This is a genomic window from Lysinibacillus sp. ACHW1.5 (genome assembly GCF_022014815.1).
In the GTDB taxonomy this organism is placed as follows: domain Bacteria; phylum Bacillota; class Bacilli; order Bacillales_A; family Planococcaceae; genus Lysinibacillus; species Lysinibacillus capsici.
Map to the genome: position 1 here is coordinate 2964367 of NZ_CP091777.1, position 16814 is coordinate 2981180.

The window sequence follows — 16814 nt, forward strand, 5'->3', positions numbered from 1 at the left end:
CCTATAGCCCAAAACTACGGCATAGTGGACCAACTAGTATGTCAATTAACTTAATCCCAATAAAAGGAGCTATAATACCACCTATACCATAGACTAATAAATTTTTATTCAAAAGTTTTGTAGCACTCATTGGTTTATACGTTACTCCCTTTATTGCAATTGGAATTAACAAGGGAATAATGACTGCATTAAAAATTAAGGCAGAAATAATCGCACTTGTTGAAGAATTAAGTTTCATTATGTTTAATGCGCTCATCTCAGGTACAGCCACCATCAACATAGCAGGTATGATGGCAAAATATTTTGCTATATCGTTAGCGATACTAAATGTTGTTAAAGCGCCACGTGTCATCAGAAGCTGCTTCCCTATCTCTACAATTTCAATAATTTTAGTTGGATTTGAATCTAAATCAACCATATTAGCTGCTTCTTTTGCTGCATTTGTACCTGAATTCATTGCAAGACCAACATTGGCCTGCGCTAACGCTGGTGCATCATTTGTACCATCACCAGTCATTGCTACTACCTTCCCTTGTGCCTGTTCATCCTTAATGACTTGAATCTTATCCTCAGGTTTGCTTTCTGCGATAAAGCTATCTACTCCAGCTTCCTTTGCAATGGCTGCTGCTGTAAGTGGATTATCTCCTGTACACATAATGGTTTTAATCCCCATTTCACGAAGCTGTTCAAAACGTTCCTTTAGCCCAGCCTTGACAATATCCTTTAGATAAATAACGCCTAAAATTTTATCATTCAGTGCTACGACCAGAGGCGTCCCCCCTACTGTAGATACTTGTTGAACCAGCAACTCTAGATTTGAAGGAATACTGTACCCTGCCTTCAAACTCTCTCTTTTTATCGTATCATAGGCACCTTTTCGAATTTTTGTGCCATCCACCCTATCCAAGCCACTCATTCGTGTTTGTGCAGTAAAGGGAATATGTTTACTTGTCTGGATAATGCTTTTTTCACCGTCCGTATTCACCCCTAATTCGCAAGCAAGCGATAAGATAGATTTTCCCTCAGGTGTATCATCTGTTAGAGAACTAAGCCATGCAGCTTGCATTAACTCTTCCCTGGCAACTCCTTTTACTGGTAGAAACTCAGCTGCCATTCGATTGCCATATGTTATCGTGCCAGTCTTATCTAAGATTAATGTATCCACATCTCCACAGGCTTCCACCGCTCTCCCAGACATTGCGATGACGTTAAATTGTGTTACCCTATCCATACCTGCAATACCAATTGCGGATAATAATCCACCAATCGTTGTAGGAATTAAACAAACTGTAAGTGCTATTAATGTTGCGATAGAAATTGGCACATTCAAATACATAGTCATTGGATAGAGGGACACTACCACTAACAGAAAGATAATTGTTAAACTTACTAGAAGTGTATTAAGGGCTATTTCATTTGGTGTTTTCTTACGGCTAGCCCCTTCAATAAGCGAAATCATTTTATCCAGAAATGATTCGCCAGGCAATGAAGTAATTTCAATCATCAACCAATCACTCGTAACCGTCGTACCACCCGTAACGGATGAAAAATCGCCGCCTCGTTCTTTTACAACAGGGGCAGATTCACCTGTTATTGCCGATTCATCCACAGTAGCAATGCCATCAATGACTTCCCCATCATTTGGAATTACCTCTCCAGCTTGAACTAATACAATATCTCCTTTTTTTAGGTCATTGGCCTGTTTAAGGATTTCCGTACCATCATGAAGCAACACACGAGCCTGTGTCACTGTCTTTGTTTTTTTTAAAGTTTGAACTTGTGCTTTACCTCTTCCTTCTGCAATTGACTCTGCAAAATTAGCAAATAGAATTGTAACAAAAAGTAGGATAGCAACTATTCCATTGTATAATCGAGCGTGTTCTTCAACTACACTCCCAAACATATTTGGAAAAAGAACTAATAGCACCACAAACAAAAATCCTACTTCTACAACAAACATAACAGGATTTTTTAGCATATAAGTGGGACTAAACTTTTTTAAAGCGTCTATCATTGCATTTTTCAGCATCTTACTTGTCAAAAAACTCTTTCTTACTGTTTCCATATGCTCTCTCCTCCATTAAGAATAAAGTTGTAAATGCTCTGTAATTGGACCAAGTGCTAAAGCTGGTAAAAATGTTAGGGCACCAATCATTAAAACGATAGCCACTAGTAAAAAAGTAAAAGTAGTATTATCCGTTTTTAATGTTCCTTTTGAATCACTGTGCCAAAATTTTTTGGCAAGTAGTGACGCAATCGCAAGTTGAATGATAATGGTTAAATATCGTCCAAAGAACATTGCAAGTCCTGTTGTCACGTTCCAAAATGTGGAGTTATCTGCTAACCCTTCGAACCCTGAGCCGTTGTTGGCAGAGGCTGAAGCAAATTCATATAAAACCTGTGATAATCCGTGAGCACCTGGATTCGTTATCCCTGCTATTCCTGTTGGTGTTACAACTGCTAGTGCTGAAAATAGCAAAATAATAGCCGGATGAATCAAAATGCATAGAGCAATTAATTTCATTTCTTTCTCTTCAATCTTTTTACCTAAAAACTGAGGAGATCGCCCAATCATTAAACAGGCAATAAAAATTGTTAGTAGAACATACATCATCATGTTCATCAGGCCGACCCCTTTACCACCAAACACAACATTTAGCATCATATTAAACATCGGTACTAGACCCCCAAGAGGCGTCAATGTATCGTGCATATTGTTAACAGATCCTGTTGTAAACGCAGTAGTGACAGTGGTAAATAATGCTGATTGTACTACTCCAAAACGCATTTCTTTTCCTTCCATGCTCCCTAGCTCCTGTGTTATACCGAGTTCACTTATAATTGGATTACCAGCCTTCTCTGCTATGTACACAGTCACTAATCCGAGTAGAAACAATATACTCATTGCTGCAAAAATAGCTAAACCTTGTTTTCCAAAAATAGTTTTCTTTTTTCTATAAGCAATCATCAAACTAAAGGCAACTACACAAGCGCCCGGCAATAGCATCATCGATAACATCTCCACTATATTTGAGAGAACGGTTGGATTTTCAAAAGGTGTTGTTGAATTGGCTCCGTTAAAGCCCCCACCATTCGTACCTATATGCTTAATCGATTCTAGAGAAGCAACAGGTCCAAGTGCAATATCTTGTAATTTTCCTTCGATTGTTTGTACTGTTTTATTTGCACTTAAGGTTTGTGGTGTCCCTTGAGATACTAAAATAATGGCAACAACGATGGAGATAGGCATTAAAATACGCGTAATAACACGAACAAAATCAATAAAGAAATTCCCAATAGTATCTGTTTTCGCAACAAGGCGACGACAGAACGCCATACAAGCTGCATAACCAGTAGCTGCAGATGTAAACATCATGAAGATAATGACTAGCATCTGTGATAAATAACTGAGTCCAGATTCACCGCTATAATGTTGAAGATTTGTGTTGGTTATAAAAGAAATGATTGTGTTAAATGAAAGTGTAGCTTCCATATTGCTAATATTATTTGGATTTAAAAACAGGAATGATTGAATGCGCAACAAAAAATATCCAATAAAAACCATAATTGCATTTGAAAGTATTAATGAAAGTACATATTCTTTACCATTCATATCTACTTGTTTAATGCCACACAATTTATAAATTACTGCATCAACTTTGTCTAAAATAGGATCAAGCCATGTTTTTTGATGTAATGTTACTCGATATAGATAATGCCCAGTTAAGATAACGAGCGGTAAATAAATAATTAATACTATGGCTATTTGCCACATAGTGCATTACCTCCTAACAGCCTTTAATAATTTTCAGGACAAAGTAATGCATGCCCTAGATAACCAAACAAGAATACAAGTACAATCCCGATAAAAATCCACATTCCTATCTCCTCCTTATTGCTCATCCACTAGCTTGAAGCACCATGTAGTTAATGACAAAAGACTTCCGAAGCTTATCAGTAACAATACAACCATATAAAAGTCCATCAATAAAATACCCCTCCTTCATTTAGGTTGTTCTCATCATACTGACTTTCAAATTAATGTAGTGTTAGGAAATCTACTTTTCTATTAAGAAAGCATAAAGAGGCAAAATCTTTATACTTTCTTAATGGGAGTTAACGCTATAATACAAATGAGGTGAACGAGGATGGAAAATACACGTCCAACTCCTGAGATGTTTTTAGCTAGACTTCAACAGGAGCAACAAATTTTAGGGAATTTAAAAATCTTTCTCGGTTATGCTGCTGGAGTAGGTAAAACTTACGCAATGTTAGATGCAGCACATCAAGCTCAAAAATTAGGTAAAGATGTGGTGGTTGGCTATGTAGAACCGCATCCTCGTCCAGATACGTTAGCTTTACTAGAAGGGCTTGAGCAAATTCCGACGAAAAAAATAAGCTATAGAGGAAAAGCTTTTTATGAATTAGATATTGATGCCGTATTGCAGCGCAAGCCAGAAATTGTTCTTATCGATGAATTGGCACATTCCAATGTTCCAACAATGCGGCACAAGAAGCGTTTTGGAGATGTTGAAGAACTACTGTCAAAGGGGATTCATGTTTATACAACTGTAAATATTCAACATATTGAAAGCCTTCATGACTTAGTAGAAGAAATTACTGACATTAAAGTACGAGAGCGTATCCCTGATTACTTAATTGATCAAGCATCTCAAATAAAAGTTGTAGATATTGAACCAGATGAACTAATACAACGCCTACAAGAAGGTAAAGTTTATGCAAAACAACAAGCGGAAAAAGCACTGCATTCTTTTTTCCGTAAACAAAATTTAGTATCATTACGAGAAATCGCATTACGTAGAGCAGCGGATACAATCAACTATAAACAAATAAACAACCATGAATCTGTCAAACACCCTGTACAAATTGAAGAACACCTACTAGTTGGTATCAGTAGCTCTCCTACAAATGCAAAAGTTATTAGAACCACTGCAAGACTTGCACAAGCATTACACGGTAAATTTACTGCTCTTTATGTACAAAACCTGCAGGAGCAAGAAGGAAGTAGTGCAAATTCAGAACGATTACAACAACACATTAAACTTGTGGAACAGCTTGGCGGCCATGTCGTCATCGTTCAAGAAGACGACGTAGCAGCAGCCCTTGCTAATTATGCTCAAATTAGTGGGGTCACGAAACTTGTTATCGGACGAACAAGTATGAGGAAAAAATGGTGGCGACCAAGCACAAAAATAAGTGACCGCCTGAATGAATTTGTTCCGAACTTAGCCTTACACATAGTACCAGATCAAGAAAATGAACCATTTTATTTTCCTAGTATAAGTAATAAATTATCATTTGAATGGCTTGATTTGTTCAAAATGTTTATCGTATTTTGCTTCATATCAATTGTCGGCTTATATCTATATTCAATAGGTATAAGCGAGTCAAACATCATTACAATTTACATTTTAGGGGTCCTCATCCTTGCTATTTGGTCAACTGGATCGATGATGAGTATTATTAACTCCATTATTGCTGTCTTACTTTTTAATTACTTTTTTACAGAGCCTCGATTTTCATTTGATGCTTATCATCGTGACTATCCAATGACATTTTTTATCATGTTTATCTCTGGCGTAATTACGAGTAGCTTAACAAAGAAGATAAAGGAGCAAACCATTATAGCCATTCGTAAATCTTATCGAATGGAGGTGCTCCTTGAAACAAATCGTAGGCTTCAACATGCTAAGTCTATTGAAGAAATAATAGTTGAAGGCATGTCTCAAATTGTTAAATTAGTAGAAAAGCCTGTACAATTTTTCGAAATAAATAACCAGGTAATTGAGAAATCATCTTTCTTTCGTACTGAAACAATGTCTAGTAGTGAAAATCAAAAAATAGCTGTACTTTTCGATAATCCAAATGAATGTGGTGTTGTTAGTTGGGTTACAAATAATAGGCATGTAGCAGGTGTATCTACAGACATCTTTCCTGAAGTGAACGCTTATTATATACCTGTTATTTCTAATGGAGATGTGAAGGGTGTTATAGGTATTGCCCTATCTAAAGTCTCCCCATTGCCTGCATTTGAGCGCAATATTTTGCACGCCATTATTAATGATTTTTCATTCGCTTTGGATAAATGGTATTTACAGAAACTTAATGAGGAAGTAGCGCGAGAAGCTGAAATGGAACAGATGCGAGCTAACCTTTTACGTGCAATCTCTCATGACCTTAGGACACCACTCACTGCTATCTCTGGAAATGCAGATATCTTACTCAACAATGCACCACTAATACCAGAGATTGAAAAAAATAAATTGTATGAAGATATTTATAAAAATTCAAAATGGCTTGTACAAATGGTTGAAAATTTACTAGCTGTATCTAAGTTAGAGGATGGGCAATTTGCGTTAGAAATGCAAATTGAACTAGTAGAAGATATTATTCAAGAGGCACTTTCCCATGTTATTCGTCAAAACAATACACATAAAATATCTTATGAAATTAAACCTGAGTTTTTATTTGCTTTAATGGATGCTCGACTCATCATACAAGTTTTCATTAATATCATCGATAATGCATTGACTTACACCCCACCAGGTAGTGCCATTACGATCATAGTGAAAGAATCAGATGGATTCGTAAGTTTTAGTATTTCTGACAATGGGCCTGGAATCGATGACGCTTTAAAAAGTAGCTTGTTTGAGCCATTTACAACTGGAAAAGTACAACGCAGTGATAGTAGACGTGGTCTTGGTTTAGGCTTAGCACTCTGTCAAACAATTTTAAAATTACATGGTAGCAGCATAAACGTTTCAGATAATAAACCACAAGGAACGATTTTTAACTTTTCGCTGAAAAAAGGAGTAATGAAATTTGATGAGTAAAAGAATTCTAGTAGTTGAGGACGATGTAGCAATTGCCAATTTAATCAAAATGACATTAGCGACAAACCATTATGAATTCGACATTGCACGTGATGGTAATAGTGCCCTTCAAAAGGCTCTTACCATAAAACCTGACGTTTTTATTTTAGATTTAGGTCTACCAGACATAGATGGCGTAGAACTAATCACAAAAATTAGAAGTTGGAATCAAACACCAATTATCGTCGTAAGTGCTCGTGGAGAAGAACATGATAAAATTAATGCTTTGGATGCAGGTGCAGATGATTATGTAACAAAGCCATTTAGTGTGGAAGAATTATTAGCAAGAATTCGGGTTGCCTTAAGAAGAATGGCCTATGAACAACCACTTGAAAAAGAGAATCCCATTTTCACAAATGGTTATCTTCAAATTAATTATGTTGATCATACAGTATTTGTAAATGGAAAAGAAATACATGTGACGCCGATTGAATATAAACTTTTAATTGTTTTATCCAAAAATGTTGGGAAAGTTCTAACACATAATTATATTTTAAAGGAAATCTGGCAAAACGCTCTTCAATCAGATGTTCCAAGTTTACGAGTATTTATGGCTACACTTCGAAAAAAAATAGAAGTTAATCCAGCACAGCCCAAACTTATTCAGACACATGTACGGGTAGGCTATCGAATGCTTCGCTATCATGAAGAGGATGAATGAATATGGAGCCTAAGGTCTAGCTGTATTTGGACTTCTACTTTACAAATTCCATATTACATTTTGCTTTTATGTAGCTTTATTGAACCCTCCTATTAGCCTTTGCATATCATAGCTATAGTCAGGTATGTCATCAATGAAAAACAAGTAGAAAGGAGATCATTATGGTATTTCGACCACCTTATCCATACCCAATGTATCCGGGTGGCATGAGAATGCCCATGCCCATGCAAACACCTCCACAGATGTCACCACAGTCCTTTTTCCCGCCTGGAGGCTTCCCTGTTCAACCACGAATTCCAGGCGGCTTTCCAATGGCTAATGGAATAGGTTCATTTGGAGGGCAAATGCCGATGCCACCTGTGCAAGAAGCTTCAAAAGTCGGTTCATTTTTACAGCAAGCCAACAGTTTATTTAATACAGCCAAAACCTATACCCCCTATATCCAACAAGCTATGCCGATGGTGAAAAATATTCCATCACTTTTAAAATTGTATAAAGGATTCCAAGGACTTCCTTCCGCTGGCGGTGGAGCAACAGAAGCAGCAGGAAGCGATAGTAAGGCTGCTGGAAGTAGACGGTCATCTAGGCAAAGTGCATCATTTACGCCTCCCGAGCCACTTCCATCTAAACCACGTATTTTCCAACCACCAATGTAAATGAACGTTTCTTTGTATTCACTGTCACTGTCCGTTATAATGTAGATAGGTAAGCTTGAAAGGAGTCACAACCACCATGCAAGTATTAAAAATTAATCCACGTGGCTATTGCTACGGTGTTGTGGATGCGATGGTGATCGCTCGTAACGCCGCACTTGATAAAACATTACCAAGACCTATCTACATCTTAGGGATGATTGTGCATAATAAACACGTCACAGATGCGTTTGAAGAGGATGGGATCATCACGTTAGATGGTGATAACCGCCTAGAAATTATTGAACAAGTTGAAACAGGTACTGTCATTTTTACAGCACATGGTGTTTCACCGGAAATTCGTGAGATTGCGAAGCGAAAAGGCTTAGTGTCCATTGATGCTACATGTCCTGATGTAACAGTTACCCACGATTTAATTCGTGAAAAATCAGCAGAAGGCTATGACATTATTTATATTGGTAAAAAAGGACATCCCGAACCAGAGGGTGCTATTGGCGTTGCCCCAGATCATGTCCACTTAGTACAGTCTTCTAACGATATTGATGCTTTACAATTAACGAATGATAAATTACTTGTCACAAATCAAACGACAATGAGCCAATGGGATGTCGCCCATTTAATGGATAGTTTAAAAGAAAAATTCCCACATATTGAGGTACACAAAGAGATCTGTTTAGCTACACAAGTCCGTCAAGAGGCTGTTGCACAGCAAGCAGGTGAAGCGGATTTACTTATTGTTGTAGGTGATCCTAAATCTAATAACTCGAACCGCTTAACACAAGTTTCTGTAGAAATTGCAGGAACACCATCCTATCGAATTGCAGATGTTTCAGAGCTAAAAGTAGAATGGTTAAAAGGTATCAACATCGTTGCTGTAACAGCAGGTGCTTCTACGCCAACACCAATTGTAAAAGAGGTTATTAACTTCCTTGATCAATTTGATGAAAATGATCCATCTACACACGAGATTAAGCGTACAGTAACACTAGATAAAATTCTGCCAAAGATTAAGACACCAACACCTGTTGATAAAATTATGCCTTATTAATTACTCGCAAAAAATCCTGATGGTCATTTTGACAATCAGGATTTTCTTTATTTACTAAAGTAATAGTTTATAGGACGACCAATGCCACCATAATGGACATCCATTGTGATTTCCTCTTGTTTTTCGAGGTAATCTAAATATCTTCTAGCTGTTACGCGGGCAATGCCAATTCCACTGGCTACTTCTTCCGCTGAGGCACCATCCACCGATTGTAAAAAGTGCACAACTTTTTCAAGTGTTGTACGATTAAAACCTTTTGGGAGATTTTTTTCGGATTTCAATGTAACAGATTGATCCAACATGGTTTGTCCATCACGATAATGAAATAACTGATCTAATTCTCCCTGTGTGAGCTCTCGTTCTGTTTGAGTTTGCTTGTTAAAGCGTAAATAATTGTCAAGTGTCCCTTTAACACGTTCAAAAGAAAAGGGCTTCATAATATAATCAAAAACACCTAGATGCAGTATCTGTTTCACTGTCTCCATATCATTTGCGGCTGTCACGGTAATAACATCTACTGGTAGATCGAGCTCACGTATTTTGCGTAAGCTTGTAATACCATCTTGCTCTGGCATAAAAATATCCATAAAAACTAAATCAGGCTTCAGTTGGCAAATTTGCGTAATGCCTTCTAACCCATTAGGTGCCTGTCCAACCACTTGAAAATGCTCTACCTTTTCAATAAATTGACGATTTACCTCTCGTACCATTGGATCATCCTCTATTAATAATACCCTGATTTGTGCCACTGCTAGCCCTCCATCCCATTATGAATAATAAAAGGTGATTAAAAAACTTGTTCCTTTGTTCGGCTCACTGATGACTTCGATGTCACCCTGCCCTTTTTCGACAATTTCCTTTATTAAAAATAATCCTATTCCACGGTAGTTTTTCTCTTTTGTAGAATAACCATTATCAAAAATGTGCTGTTTGACCTCTTCCGTCATGCCAACACCATTATCGGTTACTAATATGGCTAAAACGTCATCATCTTCATCCACAGAAACATGAATCACCTTCTCCTCGACCTGTACATCCTTTAATGCATCAAACGCATTTTCTATCAAATTACCAAAGAGAATGACGAAATCATGATGATCCAAATTAGCTGGAAATGATGTTAATCGGCTTTCACGGTCAATTTCCAAACGAATTCCTTGTTCCTTCGCATAGGAAATTTTACTGAGCAATAGCCCAGAAATATTTTCATTTTTTATTCGTTCGTTTAAAAAGTTAGTGATTTCATCATGCTCTTCCTTCACTTGTGTTAAGTAGGAAAGTGCCTGTTCATGATGACCTAGCTGTAAAAGACCCGCTATCGTATGCAGTTTATTTTTATGTTCATGTGTTTGTACACGAAGGGCTTGGACAAATGCTCTAACGCCTGTTAATTCTTCGGCAAGCTTTTTCACTTCCGTACGGTCTTTAAACATGGCCACTGCACCAACAGTTTCGCCATTCACCTGTATTGGAATTCGATTACTCATAATACTATGATTATTAATATACAGCTCACGATTAAATAACGGCTGATCCAGCTCTAAAATTTCAGGAAGTCGTGTATCTGGCAAGACATGAAAGATTTTCTGTCCTATCAATGTAGAGGGTTTTTCATAAACGCCTAAGATATCACAGGCTTTTTCATTAAAAATCGTTATGGTCAAATCATTATCGATAGCAATGATGCCTTCGTGCATGGCATTAAACGTTTCTGTACGTTCTACATACATTTTGGCAATTTCATGCGGCTCTAATCCAAACATTTGCTTTTTCATATGAAGCCCCAATGTTCGTGCTCCCCATGCACTAAATAGTAACGATAATAGAACAGTAATCATTAGTTCGGTTTGCATTGTTTGCAGTAACTCCACTACCGTAAGAACACTGTACCCTACTACTGTAACACCTATTTGTTGTCCTTCATGATTCATAATCGGAACAAACGCACGAACCATATTACCATGTTCCCCACGTGCAATCGACGTATAGTAATGCTCTGAAAAAGCAGCGTTTAAATCTCCAGATTGTGATATTCGACCAAGTTCCTGGCTATTAGGATGAGAATATTTTCGTCGTTGCATATCAAGAACAACAATATATTTTGCCCCATTGATATCACGGATTTCTTCTACAACAGGATTAATATGCTGTACGGCATCATAGTAATTTTCACTAGCAATATATGTTTTTATTTCAGGAAGCTGTGAGACGGTTTTTGCTACAAGAAGTGCTTGATCACTTAGTTTGGTCTTTTGCTCATTCATGACAAAACCTAACAAAAAGGTACCGCCAATGCTAAAGGAAAGCATGAGAATAAAAAAAGTTAGAGACATAATTTTTCTTTGCATGGATAACTTCTGAAATTTCAACTGACCGCCTCCCTCCTACTATATTTTAGCTTACTCCATATGTTAGAATAACAAAAACATCAGAAAATACGAATTAATTGGGTGTATACAATGAAAAAATTTATTATTGGAACGATTATAACTGTGTTTGTGTTAATCCTCACTATCAGTGTTCAGCAAGGATTACTATTCGCCAAGCCGCTTCCCTATGATGATGAGCAAAAGGGTTTAGACACACAGATAACAATTCACTTAAGTCATGTCGTCGCTGAAAATACCCCTAAAGGTCAAGCTGCCAACAAATTTGCTGAGCTAGTAGAAGAAAAAACAAATGGGAGGGTCAAAGTACATGTCTACTCCAACTCCTCTTTATTTAATGATGAAAATGAATTTCAGGCATTGCAAAAGGGAGAAGTGGAAATGATCATTCCTACTTTTTCTAAAATGACAGCTTATGTTCCTAATTGGCAAGTGCTTGATTTACCCTTTCTATTTAATACAAATGAGCAAGTAAAGGAAGTCCTAACGGGTTCTATTGGTGAACAATTGGTGAATGAGCTAGAGCCGTTCCATATTAAAGGGCTTGGCTTTTGGTACAATGGGTTTAAGCATCTAACCTCTGTTAAGCAGCCTATTCATACTTTTGAAGATTTGCAGGGCTTACGAGTGCGTACGATGCCAAGTAAAACATTAGAAAAGCAATTTGAAGTGGTCAAAGCAACACCTATACCTATTTCTTTTAGTGAGGTCTTTTCGGATTTAGAGAAGCATGCAATAGATGCACAAGAAAATACCGCTTCAAATATCTATTCAAAGGGTTTTTACAAAGTACAAAAGCATATGACGATCACCCAGCATGGAATTTTAGGCTATGCTGTGTTAATGAATGAAACCTTTTGGAATTCTTTACCTATCAAAATTCAGCATCAGTTGTTGGATGCTATGAAAGAAACAACCGATTGGCAATTTGAGCAGGCTGAACTTATGAATGAACAAGATATGGACAAGCTGAAACAGCTAGATGATTTTGATGTGTATACAATGAGTCCCCAAGAAAGACAGCGCTTTAAGGAACAACTTGCACCTGTTTATGATTTTTATAGAGCCCATCTTCAAAACGATCAAATCTTAGCAGAGATTAAAAAAATCGTTGCTCCTTAATACTTTTGTTCATTAATGAAAAATCCTTACAATACGTAAGGATTTTTTCTTTTGTATTATAATAGATTCACCAATCTTACAACTACTATAAAACAGCTTAAAACCCTTGATATTACTAGCCTTAACTTCTTTTCCTCTCAGAATGAACAAAATGAACAATACAACCATTACGGTCATAAACACTATTGTCGGAAAATTTCAGCTATGATAACCACATGAAAGCGTTCACACAATATTCATAGATGTTGTAGGGGGAGAACTATATGCGGATAAATTTTAAAAACTTAACAGTACAAGTATTGATCGCCATTGTGCTAGGGATTATCATCGGAGCAACATTCCCAGAATTCGGGGCAAAGCTCAAAATCTTGGCGGATATATTTATTAAACTTATTAAAATGTTAATAGCACCAATTATCTTCTTAACAGTCGTAATCGGCATTGGTAGCATGGGGGATGTCAAAAAGGTTGGTAAAATTGGTGGAAAAGCTTTAATTTATTTTGAAATTGTTTCAACTTTTGCCCTTGCAATTGGCTTAATCGTTGTCAATATTGTTCAACCAGGTAAAGGTTTTAATACAGATGCAGCAAGCGGTGCTGATGTTTCACAATATACAGACGCTGCGGCTGCAGAGCATGGTTTAGGTGCATTTGTTATGCAAATTATTCCTGAAAATGTAGTTGGTGCTTTAGCAAATGGTGAATTATTACCAGTCTTGTTCTCAGCTGTTTTATTTGGACTAGCTGCGGCGGCGATTGGAGAACCAGCTAAACCTGTTATTAAATTTTTCGAGCAAGTTGCAGATATTTTCTTTAAAATCGTTAACATGGTGATGAAAATTTCTCCTATTGGTGCGTTTGGTGCCATGAGTTATACAATCGGAAATTTTGGACTTAAATCATTAGGAAACTTAGGATTTTTAATGCTATCTGTTTACATGACAATGTTCATTTTTATTGTTGTGATCATTGGATTGATTACCCATTACTTCGGCTTTAGTATTTTTAAATTTATCAAGTACATTAAAGATGAAATCTTTATCGTTATCGGAACATCTTCATCTGAATCTGCATTACCTTCCATGATGCGTAAGCTTGAAAACTATGGTTGTTCAAAGCAAGTGGTAGGGCTAGTGATTCCTACAGGCTATTCATTTAACTTAGATGGAACATCCATTTACTTATCAATGGCTGCTATCTTTATTGCGCAAGCCTATGGTGTGGATTTAGATGTTTGGCATCAAATTACGTTATTAGCCATCTTAATGCTTACTTCTAAAGGGGCAGCTGGTGTAACAGGCTCTGGCTTTATTACACTTGCAGCAACATTAGCAGCATTCCCGATGATCCCAGTAGAGGGGATTGCCCTTTTAATCGGCGTCGATCGCTTCATGTCAGAAGCACGTGCAGTTACAAATCTAATTGGTAATGGTGTAGCAACAGTGGTCGTGTCAAAAATGGAAAAAGAATTTGATACAGAGCAGGAAAAGCGTGCTCTGTCCGGTCATACCCAAATGTCCTAAAATGAAAAGGGCTGCTGAAAGTAAAGAATTTGCTACTTCAGCAGCCCGTTCTTTTATTTATAAAGAGGCAAGTAGATAAAAAACACCGTAGAGCTAGTTTCTTGAAACCTCATCGACTACCTCCTCGTATAAATAATGACTGGAGGTTTCTTTATGACAACTTTTACACTTACCTATCCGAAGGGCTTTAAAAGCTTCACAGATATTCCAATCGTGAATGAACACAACGAAACAGTATGTGTACTTCAAAAAATGGAGCGTACCTCTGCTGGTAAAGTACTGAATGCTGTCTTGCTGGTAGCTGCACAGCAAACATTACCGTACCGTTATGAGACACGAACTACATTAGGTGCACCACTTTTTCAAGTACAATCTACCCTGTTAACAAAAGGAGTCAGCCATCAAATTGTTATGCCTGATGGCAGCTTGATACCCATTCAACGGAAAACAGTGCAATTATTAGAATCCTCTTATTCATTTACAATGGACGATTTAGAATTTCGTTTTGAAAAGGATTTTACCTCTACTGCTAATTTTATTGCAATGATGAAAAGATTGCGAGTGCAAGCTTTATTGAGACTGAGCTAATAAAGATAGGTATACAGTTTAAGCTTTTCCAAGCAGATGATATGCGCTTTGTTGCACTCCTAGCAACTCTTTATCAAGCTCTCTTTGCAACAACTACATAGCTGCTTTAAACATGTCAAAGGCATCGAGCATTAAAATCTCGATGCCTTAATCCTATGTTATTTTTCTACACAGCTAATTTATTTTTTCTCGTTGGGCATTTAATATGTTAATAACATAGGAAGCATTTTGTGATGCTTTTGCTTGTACAATCTTCTTGATGGCTTCTTCCATCCTTAAAGCTAACTCAAGTGCCTCATGCGTAGCGCCCTTTATCGTTGTTTGTATGGTAATGGTTGTTCGATTTTCAATAACTAAATATTCATATACGTCAAAAGCTTCTAAGCCCGCAATTAAATCTTCCATCAAAAGGTTCATATCATCCCCCATTATCTTGTTGTTATCAAGCAAGGAGGTAAACTCCCATCTTTCAAAAACTATGGGATAGTCCTTTAAGGGCGACGTTTTTAAAGCATTTTTTGCTATGGATTCCATATCTTTTTTAATTGACTGGAAATAGTCTTCTCCGCCTACAACTTGGATTACTAATTCCTTTTCTTCCGTCGTTTTAACGTCAATGCCGACATACTTTTCAAGTAGCTTATCCTTCAATCGAGCCAGACTCAACTCTTCATTTGTTATAAGCGATTGAGCCTCTTTATTTGCTTCTGACCTTTTCTCTCCTGCAAATTTATCAAATAGGACCAACATAGATATAATGACTACCAACAGTCCGATGACAAGCCCAAACCGTTTACCCATTGAATCCCTCCTGATAGGAAGGTATGTCCCCTTTTACTACAATATTCGCTTTTCTAGCTTGAAACAGCACATACTTTTCATACTAAAATGCAGTGTCCATACAGTATCTCCACTCTTTATAATTGAATTTGTATCGCTTATTTTTCCCTATATATTCCGGGACGCGAAATAAATTTGCTTTGTTTTGTCCTTTCTGTGTCATGCTTCTCAAAAAGGAGTACACTTAAGAAGTAGTAATTCTATCATTATGGAGGGTTTTAAATGGCATCAAAAGCAGCGGATATTAAAAATATACTGACATTAAATCTGCTTGTACAAATCTTAGAGGAACGTGGCATTATGACAGATAAAGAACTAAAAGAGCGTCTCACTAATACAGTAAAACTATCTTCGATGGAGAATGATTTAAAGGAAAAAGTCCTTGAAGAAATCAAACATTAATGGATTTTACCTCATCAAAAAACGACCGCTTTCTGAAAGCGGCCGTCTGAATCAAAGCTTTAAGTTTAGGATCGAATTGTTTTCAAAGCAGTTGACCATGGCACAAGCTGATCTAACATTTGATGAACTGAATCTGCTTGCACCTCTTTTGGTTTAAAGACAGAGCCGTTTTCAAAATCAGTAAATAATGATAGTGCTGGATGTACTCGAACATCTGCAACTAGCAATTCTCCGAGAATTCCTCGTAGATGCTCTGCTGCACGCGCACCTCCAACAGAACCATAAGAGACGATACCAGCAGCTTTATTGTTCCATTCAACTCGTAAATAATCTAATGCATTTTTTAATGCACCTGTAATGGAGTGATTGTACTCAGCAACAATAAAGACAAAGCCGTCACAAGCTGCTACTTTTTCTGACCATGCAGCTACCCCAGAAGTATCTCCACCTGGTTCCCCTAAAAATGGTAATTTAAATTCAGCGATATCAATAATTTCATATTCCGCATCACGACGTTTTTCCGCAACTTCCTTTACCCAAGCTCCAACTTGTGGGCTTACACGACCTTCTCGCGTACTTCCTAAAATAATACCGATTTTTAACATATGACGCCTCCTCTTATCATCCATTCTTGTGACTCCATCACGGTTTATCGTACGTGTTCGCCACTCGTAACCATTTTGGTCAGAAAAATATC

General features: G+C 37.2%; 14 protein-coding genes. 8 read left to right on the forward strand and 6 right to left on the reverse strand.

Going from position 1 to position 16814, the window contains the following annotated elements; all coding sequences use genetic code 11:
* Position 1 precedes the first annotated feature (1 nt).
* Positions 2–2065 (reverse strand): potassium-transporting ATPase subunit KdpB, encoded by a 2064-nt coding sequence (kdpB, locus tag L6W14_RS14810; RefSeq protein ID WP_131520572.1) that lies wholly within the window; start codon positions 2063–2065, stop codon positions 2–4.
* Between the two features lie 15 nt (positions 2066–2080).
* Positions 2081–3775: a potassium-transporting ATPase subunit KdpA gene (gene kdpA / locus L6W14_RS14815; RefSeq protein WP_131520571.1), complete on the reverse strand. Its 1695-nt coding sequence runs from the start codon at positions 3773–3775 to the stop codon at positions 2081–2083.
* A gap of 373 nt (positions 3776–4148) precedes the next feature.
* Between kdpA and L6W14_RS14820 the strand changes: the two genes are divergently transcribed.
* The 4 genes from L6W14_RS14820 to L6W14_RS14835 all read left to right on the forward strand — a co-directional run bounded on the left by L6W14_RS14820 (position 4149) and on the right by L6W14_RS14835 (position 9255).
* Complete coding sequence (locus L6W14_RS14820; RefSeq protein ID WP_237898266.1) at positions 4149–6854, forward strand: sensor histidine kinase; 2706 nt, start codon at positions 4149–4151, stop codon at positions 6852–6854.
* Positions 6847–7554: a response regulator transcription factor gene (locus tag L6W14_RS14825; RefSeq protein ID WP_004227221.1), complete on the forward strand. Its 708-nt coding sequence runs from the start codon at positions 6847–6849 to the stop codon at positions 7552–7554. The genes L6W14_RS14820 and L6W14_RS14825 overlap by 8 nt, the downstream gene beginning before the upstream one ends.
* 161 nt (positions 7555–7715) lie before the next feature.
* A complete protein-coding gene (gene vrrA / locus L6W14_RS14830) occupies positions 7716–8210 on the forward strand; it encodes a VrrA/YqfQ family protein (RefSeq protein WP_004227219.1) in 495 nt (164 codons plus the stop codon).
* A 76-nt stretch (positions 8211–8286) separates the two neighbouring features.
* Entirely contained in the window at positions 8287–9255 is a 969-nt protein-coding gene (locus tag L6W14_RS14835; protein ID WP_048392210.1) for a 4-hydroxy-3-methylbut-2-enyl diphosphate reductase, read from the forward strand.
* 47 nt (positions 9256–9302) lie between these two features.
* Here the strand turns inward: L6W14_RS14835 and L6W14_RS14840 are convergent, their stop codons facing one another.
* Both L6W14_RS14840 and L6W14_RS14845 read right to left on the reverse strand, forming a co-directional pair.
* A complete protein-coding gene (locus L6W14_RS14840; RefSeq protein ID WP_016993520.1) occupies positions 9303–10004 on the reverse strand; it encodes a response regulator in 702 nt (233 codons plus the stop codon).
* An 18-nt stretch (positions 10005–10022) separates the two neighbouring features.
* Positions 10023–11564, reverse strand: a complete 1542-nt coding sequence (locus L6W14_RS14845; protein ID WP_193767350.1) for an ATP-binding protein — start codon at positions 11562–11564, stop codon at positions 10023–10025.
* Between the two features lie 150 nt (positions 11565–11714).
* Between L6W14_RS14845 and L6W14_RS14850 the strand changes: the two genes are divergently transcribed.
* The 3 genes from L6W14_RS14850 to L6W14_RS14860 all read left to right on the forward strand — a co-directional run bounded on the left by L6W14_RS14850 (position 11715) and on the right by L6W14_RS14860 (position 14875).
* On the forward strand, positions 11715–12764 hold the full coding sequence (locus L6W14_RS14850) for a TRAP transporter substrate-binding protein (protein ID WP_131520568.1): 1050 nt from the start codon (positions 11715–11717) through the stop codon (positions 12762–12764).
* Positions 12765–13027: 263 nt separating this feature from the next.
* Positions 13028–14287, forward strand: a complete 1260-nt coding sequence (locus L6W14_RS14855) for a dicarboxylate/amino acid:cation symporter (RefSeq protein WP_131520567.1) — start codon at positions 13028–13030, stop codon at positions 14285–14287.
* A 153-nt stretch (positions 14288–14440) separates the two neighbouring features.
* On the forward strand, positions 14441–14875 hold the full coding sequence (locus L6W14_RS14860) for a tubby C-terminal domain-like protein (protein WP_237898267.1): 435 nt from the start codon (positions 14441–14443) through the stop codon (positions 14873–14875).
* Between the two features lie 174 nt (positions 14876–15049).
* Here L6W14_RS14860 and L6W14_RS14865 read toward each other — a convergent pair whose 3' ends face one another.
* Positions 15050–15676, reverse strand: a complete 627-nt coding sequence (locus L6W14_RS14865; RefSeq protein ID WP_131520565.1) for a hypothetical protein — start codon at positions 15674–15676, stop codon at positions 15050–15052.
* Between the two features lie 261 nt (positions 15677–15937).
* Here L6W14_RS14865 and L6W14_RS14870 point away from each other — a divergent pair, with 261 nt between their 5' ends.
* Complete coding sequence (locus L6W14_RS14870; protein ID WP_054550103.1) at positions 15938–16117, forward strand: hypothetical protein; 180 nt, start codon at positions 15938–15940, stop codon at positions 16115–16117.
* Positions 16118–16182: 65 nt separating this feature from the next.
* Here the strand turns inward: L6W14_RS14870 and L6W14_RS14875 are convergent, their stop codons facing one another.
* Complete coding sequence (locus L6W14_RS14875) at positions 16183–16722, reverse strand: NADPH-dependent FMN reductase (protein ID WP_048392202.1); 540 nt, start codon at positions 16720–16722, stop codon at positions 16183–16185.
* Between the last annotated feature and the right edge of the window lie 92 nt (positions 16723–16814).